Source organism: Nostoc sp. DSM 114160, from assembly GCF_053470305.1.
Window position 1 is genome coordinate 3,512,955 of record NZ_JBPFGO010000001.1, and the last position, 17,397, is coordinate 3,530,351.

General features: G+C 42.0%; 16 protein-coding genes. 9 read left to right on the top strand and 7 right to left on the bottom strand.

All coding sequences use genetic code 11. The annotated features are described in order from the left end of the window. Nucleotides 1–25 precede the first annotated feature (25 nt). Nucleotides 26–328 carry a 30S ribosomal protein S14 gene (gene rpsN / locus NSTCB13_RS15555; RefSeq protein ID WP_335037693.1) on the top strand — a complete coding sequence of 101 codons (303 nt, stop codon included), beginning with the start codon at nucleotides 26–28 and terminating at the stop codon, nucleotides 326–328. A 99-nt stretch (nucleotides 329–427) separates the two neighbouring features. Here rpsN and NSTCB13_RS15560 read toward each other — a convergent pair whose 3' ends face one another. Continuing rightward, nucleotides 428–757, bottom strand: coding sequence for a hypothetical protein (locus NSTCB13_RS15560; protein WP_012410384.1), 330 nt, complete (start codon nucleotides 755–757; stop codon nucleotides 428–430). A gap of 104 nt (nucleotides 758–861) precedes the next feature. On the opposite strand from NSTCB13_RS15560, the gene aat reads away from it, so the two are divergent. Beyond that, nucleotides 862–1,437 (top strand): leucyl/phenylalanyl-tRNA--protein transferase, encoded by a 576-nt coding sequence (gene aat, locus NSTCB13_RS15565; RefSeq protein WP_448272886.1) that lies wholly within the window; start codon nucleotides 862–864, stop codon nucleotides 1,435–1,437. Nucleotides 1,438–1,625: 188 nt separating this feature from the next. Continuing rightward, nucleotides 1,626–2,099: a hypothetical protein gene (locus tag NSTCB13_RS15570; protein ID WP_448272887.1), complete on the top strand. Its 474-nt coding sequence runs from the start codon at nucleotides 1,626–1,628 to the stop codon at nucleotides 2,097–2,099. 70 nt (nucleotides 2,100–2,169) lie between these two features. Here NSTCB13_RS15570 and NSTCB13_RS15575 read toward each other — a convergent pair whose 3' ends face one another. The 4 genes from NSTCB13_RS15575 to NSTCB13_RS15590 form a co-directional block, all read right to left on the bottom strand. Further along, complete coding sequence (locus tag NSTCB13_RS15575) at nucleotides 2,170–3,537, bottom strand: diguanylate cyclase domain-containing protein (RefSeq protein WP_448272888.1); 1,368 nt, start codon at nucleotides 3,535–3,537, stop codon at nucleotides 2,170–2,172. Then, on the bottom strand, nucleotides 3,527–6,190 hold the full coding sequence (locus NSTCB13_RS15580; protein WP_448265421.1) for an ATP-binding protein: 2,664 nt from the start codon (nucleotides 6,188–6,190) through the stop codon (nucleotides 3,527–3,529). The genes NSTCB13_RS15575 and NSTCB13_RS15580 overlap by 11 nt, the downstream gene beginning before the upstream one ends. A 9-nt stretch (nucleotides 6,191–6,199) precedes the next feature. Continuing rightward, complete coding sequence (locus NSTCB13_RS15585; protein ID WP_448265422.1) at nucleotides 6,200–7,177, bottom strand: ABC transporter substrate-binding protein; 978 nt, start codon at nucleotides 7,175–7,177, stop codon at nucleotides 6,200–6,202. 200 nt (nucleotides 7,178–7,377) lie between these two features. Next, nucleotides 7,378–11,001, bottom strand: a complete 3,624-nt coding sequence (locus NSTCB13_RS15590) for a WD40 domain-containing protein (protein WP_448265423.1) — start codon at nucleotides 10,999–11,001, stop codon at nucleotides 7,378–7,380. A 425-nt stretch (nucleotides 11,002–11,426) separates the two neighbouring features. On the opposite strand from NSTCB13_RS15590, the gene NSTCB13_RS15595 reads away from it, so the two are divergent. The 3 genes from NSTCB13_RS15595 (at nucleotide 11,427) to NSTCB13_RS15605 (ending at nucleotide 12,843) form a co-directional block, all read left to right on the top strand. Next, nucleotides 11,427–11,957, top strand: coding sequence for a hypothetical protein (locus NSTCB13_RS15595; RefSeq protein ID WP_334935277.1), 531 nt, complete (start codon nucleotides 11,427–11,429; stop codon nucleotides 11,955–11,957). A 213-nt stretch (nucleotides 11,958–12,170) separates the two neighbouring features. Next, nucleotides 12,171–12,485 carry a hypothetical protein gene (locus tag NSTCB13_RS15600; protein ID WP_448272889.1) on the top strand — a complete coding sequence of 105 codons (315 nt, stop codon included), beginning with the start codon at nucleotides 12,171–12,173 and terminating at the stop codon, nucleotides 12,483–12,485. Beyond that, a complete protein-coding gene (locus tag NSTCB13_RS15605; RefSeq protein WP_322714827.1) occupies nucleotides 12,475–12,843 on the top strand; it encodes a pentapeptide repeat-containing protein in 369 nt (122 codons plus the stop codon). The genes NSTCB13_RS15600 and NSTCB13_RS15605 overlap by 11 nt, the downstream gene beginning before the upstream one ends. A 162-nt stretch (nucleotides 12,844–13,005) precedes the next feature. Here the strand turns inward: NSTCB13_RS15605 and NSTCB13_RS15610 are convergent, their stop codons facing one another. Continuing rightward, a complete protein-coding gene (locus tag NSTCB13_RS15610; RefSeq protein ID WP_448272890.1) occupies nucleotides 13,006–13,992 on the bottom strand; it encodes a LysR substrate-binding domain-containing protein in 987 nt (328 codons plus the stop codon). 325 nt (nucleotides 13,993–14,317) lie between these two features. Between NSTCB13_RS15610 and NSTCB13_RS15615 the strand changes: the two genes are divergently transcribed. From NSTCB13_RS15615 to NSTCB13_RS15625, 3 genes are all read left to right on the top strand, one after another. Beyond that, nucleotides 14,318–15,028 (top strand): cadmium resistance transporter, encoded by a 711-nt coding sequence (locus NSTCB13_RS15615; protein ID WP_448272891.1) that lies wholly within the window; start codon nucleotides 14,318–14,320, stop codon nucleotides 15,026–15,028. Between the two features lie 80 nt (nucleotides 15,029–15,108). Continuing rightward, nucleotides 15,109–15,771, top strand: a complete 663-nt coding sequence (locus NSTCB13_RS15620; protein WP_448272892.1) for a hypothetical protein — start codon at nucleotides 15,109–15,111, stop codon at nucleotides 15,769–15,771. A gap of 321 nt (nucleotides 15,772–16,092) precedes the next feature. Further along, nucleotides 16,093–16,521, top strand: coding sequence for a YidH family protein (locus NSTCB13_RS15625; RefSeq protein WP_322698679.1), 429 nt, complete (start codon nucleotides 16,093–16,095; stop codon nucleotides 16,519–16,521). Between the two features lie 8 nt (nucleotides 16,522–16,529). Here the strand turns inward: NSTCB13_RS15625 and NSTCB13_RS15630 are convergent, their stop codons facing one another. Further along, a complete protein-coding gene (locus tag NSTCB13_RS15630; protein WP_448272893.1) occupies nucleotides 16,530–17,252 on the bottom strand; it encodes a class I SAM-dependent methyltransferase in 723 nt (240 codons plus the stop codon). Between the last annotated feature and the right edge of the window lie 145 nt (nucleotides 17,253–17,397).

The following is a 17,397-nucleotide window of genomic DNA, read 5'->3' on the forward strand; positions in this document are numbered from 1 at the left end:
TGTCTTCAAATAAGTTAGAGAATATATGGCAAAAAAGAGCATGATTGAGCGCGAGAAAAAGCGCACCAAGTTGATCGAAAAGTATGCTGACAAGCGGGAAGCTCTCTTAGAAGAGTTCAAAAGTGCAGCATCTCCTTTGGATAAACTAGAAATCCACCGGAAGATTCAACAGCTACCCCGGAATAGTGCGCCCACCCGCCACCGCAACCGTTGCTGGTTGACTGGTCGTTCTAGAGGAGTTTACCGCGATTTTGGGTTGTCTCGGAACGTACTACGAGAATGGGCGCATGAAGGCCTTTTACCTGGAGTTGTTAAGTCTAGTTGGTAGTTAAGAGTCATTAGTCAGTAGAGACGCGATTAATCGCGTCTGTACAATGGTCATTGGTAAATAACAAAGGATTAATGACAAAGGACAAATGACAAAATATTATTGACCACAACACTTATCAATTCCCAGACTTTCTAAGAGTAGATCGCTGACGGCGTTAGCGATCGCAAACTCTCCATAGAAGCTATTGGAAAAATCATAGGACTGCATCTCTGTGACAATGGCAATTACCAGAGAACCAAGGTCATTTTCTCCTTCCATCCGTTGACGCACAAAAATCTGTGCGGCTCGTTGGGCAATATTTTGGTTTACTGCTTCGGGGATAAATTCTGTATCTAGCCACCGTTGTAAGCGTTCTCGTAACCATTCACCTTCGAGTAGGGGGTTTTCGGGCGGTGGTAGGGTGATGGGTGGAATTGGTTGAGTCATTTTTTTTAAACGCAGAGGGACGCAAAGGGAAACGCAGAGGAACGCTGAGGTTGATTTTTTAGCATCAAATTGCGTTTCTAAGAGTATTTTTTTTATATTTATTTATGGAATATGATATCGCGGCTATTGTTGAGGGTTATGCACAAGGCTATTTTCTCATGGCTGATGAGCGCGATCGCTTGAATTGGTACGGAAGTCGCGATCGAACTTTTATTCCTTTGGATGAACGGTTTCGTTACCCCAAGTCTTTACAGCGTGTTCTGAATCAAGAACGGTTTACTGTGGCGATTAATCGGGACTTCCAAGCTGTGGTGGCTGGCTGTGCTAATAGAGAGACAACTTGGATTTCACCGGAACTGGAAAAGATTTACTGGCTACTTTACCAGAGTGGTTATGCTTATAGTTTTGAAACTTGGCAAGGTGACGAATTAGCTGGGGGAATTTTAGGAATTGTGATTGGTGGGGCTTTTATTGGCGAGTCGATGTTTTACCGCATTCCCGAAGGCTCAAAGGTGGCGATGGTTAAGTTGGTGGAAAGATTGCGTCAGAGAAAATTTGTGTTTTTTGATGCCCAAATGATGAATCCCCATTTGAAGAGGTTTGGCGCTTATCGGGTTGAAGATGAAGAATATCAATCTTTACTTGAGCAAGCGTTGCAATGTACTTGTAAGTTAGTATAAATAATGACAAGATTATTAATATTGAAGAATTAGTTTGATTAATGGTTTCCATTGTTATCAAACATGGATGGTTTCATCAGATTCTTGGGAAATGTGCCCAGCATGGTGGGTTTGTTTTTATTGCGCTATTGGGTGACTTGGGTAGCGAACTAGAAATTATCTCATATCAAAGGGTTGGAGAAGATCCAATGTTTCCTCTTTCGGACTACATTGAGGGACAACCTCCAAGTATTTTACAGAGATGCCACGATCTATTTGGAAAATCAGTTAATGCAGTGTGGGTACGGGCTAGAATTCCAGCCATATTTGGTTCTAATATTTTGATCGGCTTGTCTATTCCAGACTACAAGTATGCACTCATCGAGCAAATGTTTGTGGCTTGTGAGCTAGGGTCAAATGGAGACTGGATAGCATACCCATTCATCTGTGAAGATTACAACCTTCGTGCTGGACTGCGTTTTTATCCAGACGATTCATCAACTAAGGTTTATGAACGTATTGCCAAGGCATTTTGGGAATTATTACTTCTTGAACCTAAACGTGTTTGTGCATTCCGCGATGGCTACCTACACTATAACGAGATGGATGACGAGGAATGGTATAATGTGGTATTCAAGCATGGTCGATTCAGCATTGAAATAGTAGACCCTGCGTTATTTTAAAAGAAAAGCTGGATGTAATTGTTACTGATGTAATAATGGTGGAAATGAAGGTATTGCTATAAAAAACGTGTCAATCATTACAATAGCGATCGCGCCCATTTCGTTTGGCATTGTACAGTGCTTTATCTGCTGAAGCAATGAGTGTGTCTGGCCTGATGTTCCAAATAGGTATGCGAGAGGTAATTCCTAAACTAACGGTGATAATATTTTTGACATCAGACTGTACATGGGGAATAGCCAGAGCATGAATTGCTTGCTGAATACTTTGTGCTACTTTGAGCGCTCCCGTTAAGTCAGTATTGGGCAAGAGTACCAAAAATTCTTCTCCACCATAACGTGCCACTAAATCAGCAGGACGATGAATTGTCTGTTGCACTGTTTGCGCTATCCTCATTAAACAATCATCGCCTGCAAGATGACCATAGTAATCGTTGTAAAGTTTGAATTTATCAACGTCAAACATAATCAGTGACAGGGGTTGTTGTTCTCGTGCAAGGCGTTTCCATTCTGCTTTCAGTCGTGCATCAAAGCAACGACGGTTAGCCACTTGAGTTAAGCTATCTAAATTTGCCAGTTGTTCTAGTTTCTGATTTGCATCTTGAAGAGCTAATTCAATTTGTTTACGTCCAGTGATGTCGCGTATGGTAATAGCAAAACCATCATTTAGTTTGACTGCAACAAAGTGATACCAGCAAGAATTGCCTAATGGATAGTAAAAATCTCGTTTTAAAGCTTCCCCCGTTTCGACAAGATTAACGAATTGATTAAAGAGTTCTGGTTCTAGATAGGCTAAGAGTTTTTTTAGTACTAATTTGCCAATCATCTCTTCACATTTGCTTCCGAAGGCTCTAGCAATGACAGGATTGATCACTAAGCAACGGAAATCTTCAATGTCTCCTGTTACAGGGTTGCGGACAGCTTGCATAGCGGCAATACCATCTAGCGAACTATTCAAAATACTGGCTAGCATTGCCCTGGAATGATACAGTATCTCTTCTGTTTCCCTACGCTTAATATTTTCTTTTTCTAGAAGCCGTTGCTGGCGTTGAATGGTTAACTGATTTTCTAGACGCGCTACAACTTCTTCCATCTGAAAGGGTTTAGTGATGTAGTCTATGCCCCCTGACTCAAAGGCTGTCACTTTATCGAACACATCATCTAAAGCACTAATAAAAATAACAGGAATGGTGCGTAAAACTTCATCAGCTTTTAAAGTTCTACACACTTGATAGCCATCCATTTCTGGCATCTTAATATCTAAAAGAATGATGTCTGGTTGCTTTGCCTTTACTGTTTTTAGTGCCATCCTTCCACTTGTGACACTACGAACAGTGTAGCCGAGTTTGACTAGAGTATCACTTAACAAATGTAAATTTTTGGGACTGTCGTCTACTAGGAGAATATTACCTTTATTTTCTTTATCAGAATTAAGATTCATTGCTTCTCAGGGGTTCGGCTAAATCAACTAATTCCTCAAATTCAAATTGACGAGCAAGTTTTGTTAAAGATTGAATTAAAAAAGTTTCTGTTTTAGGAACATCTCTAATTAATTCTATGACACGATTAGTATTTGCTTCTAATGCAGCTTCATAGAATTGATTAATCCATTCTTGAGACATACAAATTAGATTTTTGGATGTTAAAGGATTTTTTTCTGTATATTCCAAATTTGAATAATTATTTTCAGCAAATATATATTTGACACCCAGATGTTTGGCTAGTGTGTCAAAAATTGTATGTTCTGCAAAAGGTTTGCGGAGAAAGTCATCACATCCGGCTGAAAGGACGATCGCTTTTTCTTCTTCTAAAACACTTGCCGTTAGAGCAATTATAGCTGTAGCATTCCCCTTTGTAGTGGACTTAATATATTTTGTAGCTTCGTAACCGTCCATGACAGGCATTCGCATATCCATCCAAATCAGGTGGGGTTCCCATTCATTCCAAATAGCGATCGCTTCTTTGCCATTACTAGCTTCTTTCATCTCAAACCCTAACGGTTGTAAAAGTTTAATTAATAATTTGCGATTAATCGGTTTATCATCTACTATTAATAGTTTATATATAGGTTGTCCTGGTACAAGTTCCAATACTTTTGGATGTACTTCTAAAATATTTTTATTGGTTGGTTGACCTAACTTTGCTTGAATATAAAATTTAAAAGTTGTCCCAACTCCCAATTTACTTTCAACAGAAATATCTCCTCCCATTAACTGAATAAACTTGTGACTAATTGCTAAACCTAAACCCGTTCCTTCTTGGGATTCTTTTCCGGCTTGTGCTTGAGCAAAAGCATTAAATAGTTTGGGTAATTCTGCGGCTGCAATCCCCACTCCTGTATCACAGACTTTAAAATCAAGAGTTAAAATATCTGTGAATTCTTCACTACTATTATTTACTGTTAAACTAACTGTTCCTTTTTGAGTAAACTTAATGGCATTACCAATCAAATTAATTAATACTTGCCGGAGTTTTAACTCATCTGTGCAAATGTAACATGGGACATTATCACTACGTTGAAATATTAAATTTAAGCCTTGATTACTTGCCTGTAAATGTAGCATATCTTCTAAATCATCTAGCAAGCGATACAGGTCAAAGTCTCTAGGGTTAAGAGTAGTTTGACCCGCTTCTATTTTTGATAAATCGAGAATATTATTAATAAGTGTGAGTAAATAATCACCACTGTGATAAATGATCCCAGCATTCTCATAATGCTCGGCAGGCAAGTTTTTAGCGCGTAACATTAACTGAGAAAAACCTAGAATAGCATTGAGGGGCGATCGCAATTCGTGACTCATATTCGCAATAAATAAACTTTTAGCTTGATTTGCGACTTCAGCTTTTTCTTTAGCAATCGCTAACTCTGCTGTTCTCTCCTGTACCCGTTGTTCCAAGGTTTCCAAAGATGTTTGTAATTGAAGTGCCATATTATTAAACGATTTTGCCAGTTGACCTATTTCGTCTTTTGATTTATTTTTGGCACGAATATCTAAGTTACCTGCGGTAAACTGGGAAACTATATTGGTAAGAGAAATTATTGGCTTTGTTAGCAGTTGTCCGATGACAAAAGCAATGATTGTCACGATTCCAGCAATAAATGCAAATAGAAAAATTGCGTCACGAATTTGCTTTTCTACAGGTGCTAGGGCAACGGCAAGGGGTCGGGCAAACAACACAGACCAAGGTTTATATTGCAAACGAGCGATCGCAATTAGATTAACCCGATCGCCTGTTGCTGACAAAGATGCAATTAAATACGACTGTTTATTATCCAATGCTTGTTTAAGTTCGGACTCATTAGTTGCCAATTCTTTGACAGAAGAATTAGGCAAACGACCTTCCTGTTGCAGTTTAGTTACAACATCATCAGGTAGAGGCACAATTGATTTAAAAAGTAGTTCTGGTGCAGTACTATGTGCCAGATAAATATTATTGTCATCTAAAAGAATCGCAAAAGATTTTTCCCCAGCTCGTTCAGTTTGTCGAGTTACTAACTGCTGAACAACAGTCGCATTATACGAAACACGCAATATACCCAATATATCTCCCTTGGCATTGCGAACCGGACTGCTAAAAAAGAGGGTAATCAGATCGGGAATTGTTGGCGATCGCTTCATGCTAGAAACAAAGGAGAAACCAGTTTTTAGCGGTGTTTTAAAATAATCTTGAACTGATTCATCTTTGCCAATATTTAGTGTACGTGTATCTAATACATTTTTCCCGTTTAAGTCGAGCAAAGCATAAGAGAGAATATTGAGCATATCTTTGCGACTGAGACGGATTAATGTTTCTGTCGCCAATTGCATTTCGGGGCTGTCGTCTCGCTGTTTTGGAGTTAGGCTGAGGTAGCGTGCCAAACCTGGTAAAATCGCCTCTGTGCGCACGGCATTGAGATTTCCATCAATAAAGGCATCTATTCTGTTAGCGGTTTCGTTAGCCGCCGCAGATAGGGCCTGTCGGGCGTTGTCAGTTAGTGCTTTTTCAGTTGTCTGTTTGTTGACAAATGCCAATAACAGCAACGGAATCAAAGCAACAACGAGAAACGAGGCGATTAACTTTGTACGGATGCCGCCCAAAAAAGAGTGCTGCATAGCTTCAAACTAGGGAGGATTCAAGAAGGAAGAATTAAACAAACTTTTTAGTTCAGGAATACGCGTCAGGTTTCCAGAGCGAATAAAAAAGTCTGCATATATCTTGGCAGTTTGATAAATGGATTTAGGGTTGCTAGATTGAAAATATTTTTGATTTTCACCTAAATCAGTTAGATTTATTCCCTCTAGAGAGAGAGTATCGAGCGGAATTTTTAATGCTTTGCTGACGATAGCTTTTCCTTCTTCAACATTTGCTTTCCAGTAGGTCGAGGCTTGCAGCCATCCGCGCACAAATGCACTAATATCTTCGGGGCGATCGCGGATTGTCTCACCGCGAAAGATAATCAAATCTAAAATCAAGCCAGGGGTTTGCTTGCTAGTAAATAGAATATTTCCCCCTAATTTCATCGCTTCAGAGAGATAAGGTTGCCAAGTGTGTCCGGCTTGAATCGTATTATTTTTCAGGCGTTGAGGAATTTCTGAAGCCTCTAATTGAACTAAGCTCACATCATCACTGGTTAAATTGGCAGTTTTCAACATTTCAGTCACGAAAACTTCGCTAAAACCGCCTAGATTTGCACCCAGCTTTTTACCTTTCAAGTCAGCTACAGTTTTTATTTTTGATTTGGCAACTACCACATCTGCTCCTATTGATTCATCTATCACGATCGCGCCTTGTATATCTGGATTTATGCCACTCCAGATGATAAAATTTCCCAAAGACGATGTAATCCCATCATACTTACCCGCATTGAAGTTTGCTTGTTCCAATTGGGTATATTGTTTATGAATTAGTTCCACATCTACCCCTTGGTCTTTGAAGAATCCTTTTTCTTGAGCAATGATGCCTGGAAGCTCTCCAACAAAAGATGCAAAGACCACTTTCAATGGCGGACGTTTGACTTCAGTTGGTGCGGAAGTATTACAAGCAAGTAGTAAACAGGCGGTAACGAGGAAAATGCTAATGGATCTGAGTAGTTTAAGCATAGAATTTTTGATGTTTTTTAATTATTGTTAATCAAAGATTCCGCTAAACAAACTAATTGTTCAAATTTAAATTGCCGTGTAAATTTAGTCGGTGATTGTATTAAAGGAGTTTTGGTTGTTGGAATTGCTTCAAAGCGGCGCGATAATTTGATTCACAGATATTGTTTTGCAGCCGCCCCAACAAGGTATTATGGTTCAAATCAATGAAAAAGGCTGTAATTGCAAAGAGAGCGATCGCTCTTTTCCACTGTTATATTAGTCTTTAAATAATCCCGTACCCAATCACAACTGTATTTCAGTAGGTTGAGATGGAGAATTTGTTCTAAATCCCACAGAATCACAAGTTGGTCATCTCCGCCAGAGGCAAGGGTTTTGCCATCGGGGCTAAAGGCAACACTGCCGACATTAGAAGTATGTCCATTCAGGGTGACGAGTAAAGTACCATCAATTTTCCAGACTTTGATCGTATTGTCAAAACCTGCGGCTGCTAGCATTTGACCGTCTGGACTGAATGCTACCCTCGTTAAGCCAATACTTTTACCATCAAAGCTCCTCACCAGAGTGCCATCACGTTTCCAAAGTCGCAGACTACCATCCCCACCTGTAGAGGCAATCAATTGACTATTCGGGCTAATGGCAACCCCAAAAACTTCACTCTTATGCCCTTCTAAGGTGCGATCGGGTTTCTCTAACAGGCGTTCGCTATTTTCTGAAGTCCACAGTTTGATAGTGCCATCAGCACTAGCAGAGGCGATAAACTGCCCATCTGGACTATAAACAATGTCCCAAATTCGCCCTGTATGCGCCTGAATAATTTGTTGGAGTTGAAACTCTCCATTGGAGCCGCGTTGCCAGAGTCTCAGCTTGTAATCAAAACCCACAGTCACTAATCGATTGCCATCAGGATTGTAGCTAACACCCAAAAGACCGATACCTGGCCCTTCCAGAATGGTTCGCTGATTGCTGTCTAGTTGCCACAGTCTCACAACACCTTTAGAACCAACGATCGCTAAAGTTCGACCATCGGGGCTAAAGTCGAGACTAAGCATTCGAGAATCTTCTTCAACAATAGTTTTGGCGAGAGAACCATCGCGTCTCCAGAGTTTGACTTCTTTGCCAGCAACAGAAGCTAGCCGTTGCCCATCAGGGCTAAATGCCACCCGCCAGACCATTTCTTGATGGCCATTGAGTAACTTTATTAAGGGTGAGTTGACTCTCCAGAGTTTGATGGTGTTGTCGTGACTGGCAGAGGCGAGAGTTTCTCCATCAGGACTGAAGGCGATGGTTTGAATATTTGAGGTATGCCCCTGCAAAGTTCTTAATAAAGTACCATCTATTCGCCAGAGTTTAACGGTTTTATCAGAACCGCCGGAAGCAATAGTCTGCCCATCAGGGCTAAAGGCTACACCAAATATTTCAGCAGTATGCCCTTTAAAACTTCTCAGCAGAGTGCCTTCTCGATTCCACAGTCGCACTATCTTATCTGCACCGCCAGATACTAAAGTTTGTCCATCAGGGCTAAAAGCAACACTCCAAATAGTTGCGCTTCCAGCTGTGAATGTTTTGAGTAGCGTTCCATCCAATCGCCAAAGCTGATTCTTGCCGCCTACCATAGAAGAAGCCAAGGTTTGACCATCGGGGCTGAAGGCAATTCCCCACACACCACGCTGATGTTTAAGAGTTCTGATTAAAGTGCCATCTAGTTGCCAAAGCTTGACGCTAAAATCGCCACTGGCAGAAGCGATCGTTTGTCCATCTGGGCTAAAGGCAACTCGCCACACCGCAGATGTATGCCCTTTGAAAATGGTTGACAATTTACCATCGATCGTCCAAAGACGGATAGTGCCATCAATGCCGGCAGCGACTATCCGCCGGCTATCCGGGCTAAAGCGGACGCTTTGTATGGTTGCAGTATGTGGTAGCGTTCTCACCAGTGTTCCATCCCGCTTCCATAGCTTGACTGTGCGATCGATGCTAGATGAGACAATCCACTGACCATCAGAGCTAAAATCAACGCCCAAGACAATCCCTTGATGCCCCGACAAGTGATTGAATTCATCAGCACCGTAGACAGCTTGTTCTAATACTTTGCGGGTTTGGAGATCCAGAGCATTGGCATCTACCAAATTTTGCAGATCGAGCCGTTGAAATTCCTGTCTGGCTCGGATTGCTTGTACCAGTGCATCTAAGCGTTGATTGGAATTAAAACTACCATTAGAAGCAGCTGCGATCGCCCGTACCTCACTCAGTGATGCTTGGCGATCGGCGTAGAGTGTTGTGAACCCCAAGACAATAACTGCTAGTAGGGCCAAACTTACCCCTAATAGGAGTCGTCGCTGAAGCCGAGCGCTCTTTTGTTCGCTCGCCAATCGCGCTTCAATTTCTTTGAGCCGTTCTACTTCCATTTTTTGCTGGACTTCCCGACGTTCCAATTCTTGGCTAGCTGCTAAAAATCGATAGTCCAAATCGCTAAGACTTTTACGCTGAGTCCAGTCCAAAACCTCTTGTAAAGCATTACCCCGCAGCAGGCGTGACTCATCTTGAAAGCTCGATGCTACCCAAGCATTGAATGGCTGTGAATAAGGGCGCAGATTGTCTAACTGCTTTAACACCCATTCAGTATTGAAAATATTCCGGTAGATGGGATTTTTAATTCTGAGATAGCCGTTGTACTTCTCGACCAATCCTGATAGTAAAAGCTCCGTCTGTTCTCGGCTATCATCAGCAGCCACGGGAGATAAAAGAGGACGCAAAGACTGGGAACGCCAAGAGTCGCTAGTGTCTTCATTATTTGCGTCCTCCCATCCCCATTTTCCCTCGTCCTCTATTTCCTCGGCTTGCAATACCTGCTGATAAAGACTCAGCAACCGTCCAGTTTGTTGTTGGTTGAAAAGCAAGCGATCGCGAATCGTGCGCAGGTGTTCGGGTTCATCTTGTGATTCCCAGTGTTGGATAATCTGCGATCGCACCAATTCTTCTACCCAATAGGCCTCAGTTTTTGGGGGTAGGAAAATTTTCCGCTCTGATGTCTTTAAGGCAGTTTGAAGAATTAATTGACAGAGTTTTTGAGTGAGAAACGGTTGTCCACCTGTCCAATAGATCACCTCTTGCAGCACAACTTCTGGTCGCTCAATTGCTCCTTTTAACCCATTTAGCAATGGGCTAGCTTCATGCAATCGAAAGCCGTATAACTCAATAGCTGTCCCAATGTTAAAAGGTGTCCGACGTTTGTCTGCAATTAAATCAGATGGACTGGCGACTCCAAACAATGCAAATCCCAGGCGTTGAAACCTCGGATCGTGTGCCTGCTGATTGTAGCAATGACGAATCCAGGCAAAAAAGTCATTGACCGGAAAATTCAAACTCAGCAAACTATCAATTTCATCAATTAAAATGAAAATGCCTTTAGCTTCGCCGCCTCCTTCAGAATCGCTCTTGACATTTGGCAACAATACTTCCTCAACAAACTGGTGTAGTTTTTGTACAGGAGAAAGACCTGTTTGCATATTCCACCATTGCTTAAAGTTGACGTATTCTGCCAGATTTAACCCGTAGAATATGCTGACAATGATTCCTTTATACCATTGTGCTGATGTGGTATCCTCGCTACCCAATTGCGTCACGTCTAAGTAAACACATTTATAGCCTTCTGACTTGAGACGACGACTTATTCGCTGTAGTAGGGATGATTTACCCATTTGGCGAGAGTTGAAGACGTAGCAAAAATCGCCACCTTTTAAACTGGTATAAAGTTTTTCGTCTGCTTGACGCACAACATAAGTGGGATCGTCACTGTGGAGGCTACCGCCAACTTGGTATCTCATGTGCAAAGTGTGATTAGAAAAGGAGGAAATAAAGAAACGTGAGTTCGACAGACCTTTCCCTCCCGGCCTCCCTCTCCTAAAAGGCGAACGCGTTGCGTCTCCCCTTGGGAGAGGGAGGAGTAACGAGTAAGGAGGGTTTTTGCTCCCCTCTCCTGGTAGGAGAGGGGCTGGGGGAGAGGTCAAAATAGCACTCGTCGAACTCACGTTAAAGAAGGAGTCAAAATTCAGAATTCAGGATTTAGAATACTATATCCATGCCACACTATCCCGTTCGTGAAGTGTCTTGTAGAGTAAGACGGTGAGGAATGGGTATGCCAAATTTCTGAAAGCAATTTCGTCTTTGTCTAACCATCGCTAACCTCGACCCGGAAAACATGGCAGATTACTTGAATAAGTACCAAAAGTCTGATAGGAAAACCATACTAATGAGAATTTGGACTACTACTGCTGTGCTAGCTGCTTTTTGGCTAATATCTGGGGTCATCGGTTCTAAGCCAATCAACGCTACTTCTGTTTTGGTAGAAAATGCCATATCATCTCCGGCGCCAACGAATGCAAAACAGATTACTGTCAGTAACACCGAGTTTGGTCTGAAGAGAGTTGACTCCAAAGGAAACGTTACCATTTTCCAGACAACAAGAGTGCCACTTCAGGAAGGAAACACCTACGGATGGCGGATTAAACTCAAAAACTACCAAGGTGAAGTGAAATGGCGTGAAGTCTTGTATTTACCAAAACCTCCAGAAACTTGGGGTACAGATAATGGCGAAGATTTCTCAATATCAGCAGACGGCAAGACATCTGTAACACGACGCACACAGTCGGCTCCCGAAGGTGTAATTGAGAATTTTTGGACAATCGCCCCTGGCGATCCAGTTGGTAAGCATAGAATAGAAGTCTATATTGATAACCGTTTGATCGGTACTTTCCAGTTTGAAGTTATTCCAGTTAAGTAGATGTGAAGGGCATTGGGCATGGAGAAGAGACAAGGTAGACAAGGAAGAGGGGGGAGACTTGGGAGAGACTTGTTCAATAATTTCCCCTTGTCCCCCTTGTCTCCCTTGTCTCCTTGTCTCCCCTACTCCCCTGCTCCCCTGCCCCTCTGCCCCTTAGCCTTAAGCTGAGGAGTATCTTAGAGATAGAAGTTTGATTTTTGTTAGGTGGCGATCGTGAATACAGAGGAATTTCTGCGATTGATCGAAAAGCAACGCCTATGTCCTCAGACACTACCAAAAGGGCTGCAAGCAATGTGGTATGACAACAAAGGTGATTGGAACAAAGCTCATGAAATAGTTACAGATGCCAGCGATGCTGACAGTGCCTGGGTTCATGCTTACCTGCATCGCAAAGAAGGCGATTTGAACAATGCCCATTTCTGGTATCAACGCAGTGGTCAACCAGTATTTTCAGGAGAACTAAGCCAGGAATGGGAACAAATAACTTCTGTATTGCTAAAGAAGGTGAACGCTACGCATGAATGCTGAAGAATTAAAAAGGCGTTTTGCCGCAGGAGAAAGATATTTTCCAGCCGTCAACTTGAGTCGGGATAAGCTGATTGGAGCCGATTTGCCAGGAATTAATTTATGGGGATCTGACTTGAGTGGAGCTAACTTAGCTAAAGCTAAACTCTGGGGAGCAGATTTGAGTAGAACTAATTTAGCCAAAGCGAATTTGACCAGAGCTAATTTGAGCGGTGCCAATCTGAATGAAGCAAATCTTCGAGGAGCAAAACTCAACTATGCCAAGTTGTATGGAGCTAATCTGACTGGCGCTTACTATGATGAAAGTACGCGGTTTTCTAGAGGTTTTGACCCGATTAGTAGAAATATGCGGAAGGTGTGAAGGAGATTGGGGGCAGAGGGGCATACTTCGACTACGCTCAGTAACCAGGGGAGCAGGGGAGATGGGGAGCAGGGGAGCAGGGGAGCAGTTACAGTAAGTTTTTCTCCTCTACCCCTCTGCATCTCTGCCTCTCTGCCTCTTGTGCCCAATCCCCAATCTTCTTTAAATAACTGATACATGTTGATGTGAATTATCCGACATAGACGATATCAACATTTGTTCAAAGACTTTGGAAAGAGCAGTTTGAAAACGCTGACGATGCTTGATTTTGAAAAAAGGTCGAACTATTTCTGCGTAGGCGTAGTCTGCCGTAGTCATCGCACTGTTGCCTTCTCTATTATCAATAACTCGAATTGCCCGCAGAGTTCCTAGCTGGATTTCTTTTTTTACCATCAGTTCAGAAATTCCAGTTGCGCCTACGCCATTTTCAATTGCGGCTTTTGCCATCTCACCACTGGTGAACACTAAAATTACATTCAGTTCGCTGAGGTTGATCCCCCAATTTTGCAACGCTTCTTCAAACCTTTGTTGTGTACCAGATTCTGGCACCCGCATTACCCAAGGAGTTTGAGTTAATTGGCTTAAATCAATTTCTCCCCACTCAAACCAAGGGTGTTTTTGACCGACTACAATTTGTAAGCGATCGCTTCCCACTATTTCATACTCTAGAGTATTCTGAAGCGCTGGCTTCACGTCACCTTCCACCAAACCTAAATCAAACTGTCCCATTGCTGTACCGACACAAATCGTTTCTGCATTGGCAAGGGTACAGTCAATCTGGATACCAGGATATTGGCTTTTAAACTCACTAATCTTACTTGGTAGCCAGTAGTTACCAATGGTCAGACTCGACCCTAATTTCAATTCACCTCTTTGCAGATTGTTCAATTCTCGCAACCCCCTTTCTGTCAAGGAAACTTGATCGAGAATTTTCTGCGCTTCCACTTGCAGTAATTTACCCGCTTCAGCAATTTCGATATGGCGACCAATCCGATGGAATAGTTTCACTCCGTATTCTTGCTCTAAGTTGTGGATCGCTGCACTGACAGCAGGTTGTGTAATATAAAGCTCCTCTGCTGCGCGAGTGAAGTGTAAGTTCTGCGCCACAGCCAGAAATATTTTTAGCTGCTCAAGCGTCATTCCTGCCATTGGTCGTATCCCTAAGACTTGGTGTCAAAAATTTAATCACTTTCATTTATCATTTTGACAAATAAAAGCATTTGATTCTATCGGTTAGTTTGACTAAAGTATAAATCAAAGCTTCGGCACGGAATCAAACGGCCAAGTAGAGAGGGGGACAAGGGGACAAGGGGGACAAGGGGTAAACAAAACTTTTAACTCCCAACTCTTGTACAGACGCGATTAATCGCGTCTCTACTCCTAACTCAGCACTGGCTCAACGCCCTGCTTCCGCTAACAGAACTCTTAACGCCCCATGCCCCATGCCCAAGCATGAACATAAGGACTTCCACAAATGAACGATTTAGTAACTGCAATTACCACAGGGATTACTGCATTCACTGCCACCAACATTGATGATATTGTCATTCTGACGTTGTTTTTTTCACAAATAAGTAAAACGTTTCGCAGTCGTCACATCCTTGCTGGTCAGTATCTCGGTTTTGCAGCGTTGATCGTTGCTAGTCTTCCTGGTTTCTTCGGTGGACTAATCATACCGCAGGACTGGATTAGACTACTTGGTTTTATGCCAATAATCATTGGTGTGAGCAGTTTACTAAAACGCGAAGAGGATTCATCTGAGGAAGCTGAAGAAGAAACCGAACCGTCTTGTCCCTCTATAGTTAGGAGTTTTGTTTCTCCGCAAACTTGCAATGTAGCCGCGATCGCCTTTGCTAATGGCAGTGATAATATCAGCGTCTACGTGCCTTTGTTTGCCAACTCAGAATTAGATAGTCTGCTGGTGATTATAAGTGTATTTTTTGGACTAGTGGGTGTATGGTGTTATACCGCTTACAAGTTAACCTACTTGCCTGCGATCGCCAACTTTTTAACTGAAAATGGCAATACTTTTGTCCCTTGTATATTGATTGGTTTGGGCGTGTTTATTGTCACGGAAAATGTTACCTGGACTCTTTTGTCCGTAGTTTCTAGTTATATATTCTCATTAATTTTAGGTTTCACGACTCAGCCTTCGAGTGAAGAACAAGAAAAATTAAGTGTCTAATAAAGAGGTGTATCATCAATTTTCTGAGCAAAATTAATTCTAAACTGGGAAACATCTTACCCATCAACAGGAATCAAAACATGAAAATCTGGAAATCTCTGCTAATTGTCTTAATGATTGTCGCTAATCTAGCCTTTGCTCAACCTTCTTTTGCTGATAGACCAAAATTTAGTAAAAACCCCGATTACATCGAAGTCACCAAAGCTCTTAAGCAACTCTCTCAGACAAAAGATGCCCAAACTCAAGTTGAAGGTTTGACACCAGAAGAAATTAAAAAAAGAACCGAGGAATTAACACTGCAAAAATATGCTTTAGAGACGGGAATCAATTGGGGTCAATGCAACAACCAAACAGGTAATACCATAGCGGTATACGGTAAAAGACCAAATGATGATGAAGATGAAGATGCCGTATACGAGAATGGTCTATATTTTCTAGGGGATGGTCAATCCACTAAAAATAACTGGGATTGTGATGGCATCTATCTACCGAATGATGTCCAAGTAGAAAATTTCACTTCTAGTCCTAATGGGCAAGGTGAAGAATTGAGAGGAGCTGCTGCTCTGAAGATCCTTGATGGAACTCAGTTGATAATTAAGAGGAATCCAGATACTGCTGCGATTGAATTGAATGTCCCGACTGTAAAAGTTTTAAACAGCAAAGAGGCTAACTGGTTTATCCCAGATATATCGCAGGATCTCATAAATACACGAGTTCCTAATGCGCCTAGCAATCAGTCTTGAAATAGAACTGCATAGTTTATTTTTGAATGATTGTTCTGAATTTAAATAGGGTAACAGCCAAAATCAGAGAAAAACAGGACAAACACTGGTGAAACATCTCTTTGATCTTGGCTATTTTTTTTTGAATTTATCTATCCTCAATTTTAGGCTTGTTTTATTTCGATATCTGCATTAAAATAAATTTTGGAAAAAATGTACAATCACAACAGGCATATTTCAAGAGCGCAACTATTGTGCTGGGTGCAAGTCATCTGGAAAGAGATTTTCTACTACCTTCGCATTTTTTTGATAAGAGCCGCTTTGGGGATAAGGGTGTTATTGATGCAGTTAAAATTGAAACCTACAGAAGAAGAAAAAGATAAAAAAAAGCCAGGACGACTGAATCCGTCCAGAATCCGAGATCACTTGGCAAATGAGCGTACCTACCTCGCTTGGATGAGGACAGGAATCGCTCTTTTAGGTTTTGGTGTCGTCATTGTGCGTTTGCGTGCCTTCCAAGTACCTTTAGTACCCCGTCCTGGCAACGGCTGGAAGTTAGGTTTAGTCTTCTCGCTGGTGGGTTTAATCACGGTGTGGCTCTCAACAGTACATTATTTTGCTGTCCGTCGTGATATCGAAGAGGATACTTACGAACCAACAGATCGGTGGGTGTTGCTGTTCAGTCTCGCTGTGATGATTCTCGGCACTGGGGTAATCTATTTTGTTTTTACAACTTCCTTAGATCCAATGAGTCCACTTATCCCTGAGTAATAAGATTTTTAAAATCGCACCTTATACACCTCGAATAATTCCCCTGATTTATGCGTCACGACTTTAGCACCAGCGGTCTTAATCGTTTTTTCCCACTTAGCCAAAGACTCTAAAAACACCTCAGCCCCTAAATAGGTTTCCAGAACTGCCCAATCTTCCGCTAAAGGCTGTTCTGGATTGAGAACGTCAAATACAAAATGTCCGCCTGGTTTTAACACCCGCTTGACTTCTGCTAGTACAGCATCCCAATATTCGAGGGGAAAATAGCAGCTAAATCCGGTGGCGATCGCCAGGTCAAATTGCTCTGATGGATAGTTTAACTGATGAGCTGCTCCCAACTCAACCCCTTTGAACAGCTTAGAATTCAACTGCGGTCCGCGAGAATTTAGGGTATCGCGTGCCACATTACTGATTTCTTGCCCATGAAAAAATGCTTGCCAATCCCGCCAAGGATAGATTAAAAAGCTGATTCCACAGCCAATATCTATACAGTGTTGATTTTTTTGAGGTTTAGCAATTTCCCAAAAAGGGGAAGCAATTCTTCCTGAGAAACTCCCAGCAATCCACTCACGGAATATCGGCATCGCTTGTACTTCTGCTGGGAGTTCAAAGGTTTCACGTTGATATTCTCGGTTAAAGCGATAGGCTATTTGGGCTAATCTTTCGTCCCAGTTGGTTGATTTGGGTGAACTAAAGAGATTTTGGAACTGAGAATCGGACTTTTTAGACATTTAGGTTTTTGCTACTCTTTCTAAGGATTGTAGTCAAATTCGCCAAGCGATCGCCTACGGCGGGTGGGTACGCCATCGCACCCCCATCCAATCTCCTGCTAAAGTTTGTCCAAAGTCATAGGCACTAATGACTAATGACCAATGA

Bases quoted from the DNA above. Each gene is read 5' to 3' on its own strand.
- rpsN (WP_335037693.1), top strand. From the start codon at position 26: ATGGCAAAAAAGAGCATGATTGAGCGCGAGAAAAAGCGCACCAAGTTG.
- NSTCB13_RS15560 (WP_012410384.1), bottom strand. From the start codon at position 757: ATGACTCAACCAATTCCACCCATCACCCTACCACCGCCCGAAAACCCC.
- aat (WP_448272886.1), top strand. From the start codon at position 862: ATGGAATATGATATCGCGGCTATTGTTGAGGGTTATGCACAAGGCTAT.
- NSTCB13_RS15570 (WP_448272887.1), top strand. From the start codon at position 1,626: ATGTTTCCTCTTTCGGACTACATTGAGGGACAACCTCCAAGTATTTTA.
- NSTCB13_RS15575 (WP_448272888.1), bottom strand. From the start codon at position 3,537: ATGAATCTTAATTCTGATAAAGAAAATAAAGGTAATATTCTCCTAGTA.
- NSTCB13_RS15580 (WP_448265421.1), bottom strand. From the start codon at position 6,190: ATGCAGCACTCTTTTTTGGGCGGCATCCGTACAAAGTTAATCGCCTCG.
- NSTCB13_RS15585 (WP_448265422.1), bottom strand. From the start codon at position 7,177: ATGCTTAAACTACTCAGATCCATTAGCATTTTCCTCGTTACCGCCTGT.
- NSTCB13_RS15590 (WP_448265423.1), bottom strand. From the start codon at position 11,001: ATGAGATACCAAGTTGGCGGTAGCCTCCACAGTGACGATCCCACTTAT.
- NSTCB13_RS15595 (WP_334935277.1), top strand. From the start codon at position 11,427: ATGAGAATTTGGACTACTACTGCTGTGCTAGCTGCTTTTTGGCTAATA.
- NSTCB13_RS15605 (WP_322714827.1), top strand. From the start codon at position 12,475: ATGAATGCTGAAGAATTAAAAAGGCGTTTTGCCGCAGGAGAAAGATAT.
- NSTCB13_RS15610 (WP_448272890.1), bottom strand. From the start codon at position 13,992: ATGGCAGGAATGACGCTTGAGCAGCTAAAAATATTTCTGGCTGTGGCG.
- NSTCB13_RS15615 (WP_448272891.1), top strand. From the start codon at position 14,318: ATGAACGATTTAGTAACTGCAATTACCACAGGGATTACTGCATTCACT.
- NSTCB13_RS15620 (WP_448272892.1), top strand. From the start codon at position 15,109: ATGAAAATCTGGAAATCTCTGCTAATTGTCTTAATGATTGTCGCTAAT.
- NSTCB13_RS15625 (WP_322698679.1), top strand. From the start codon at position 16,093: ATGCAGTTAAAATTGAAACCTACAGAAGAAGAAAAAGATAAAAAAAAG.
- NSTCB13_RS15630 (WP_448272893.1), bottom strand. From the start codon at position 17,252: ATGTCTAAAAAGTCCGATTCTCAGTTCCAAAATCTCTTTAGTTCACCC.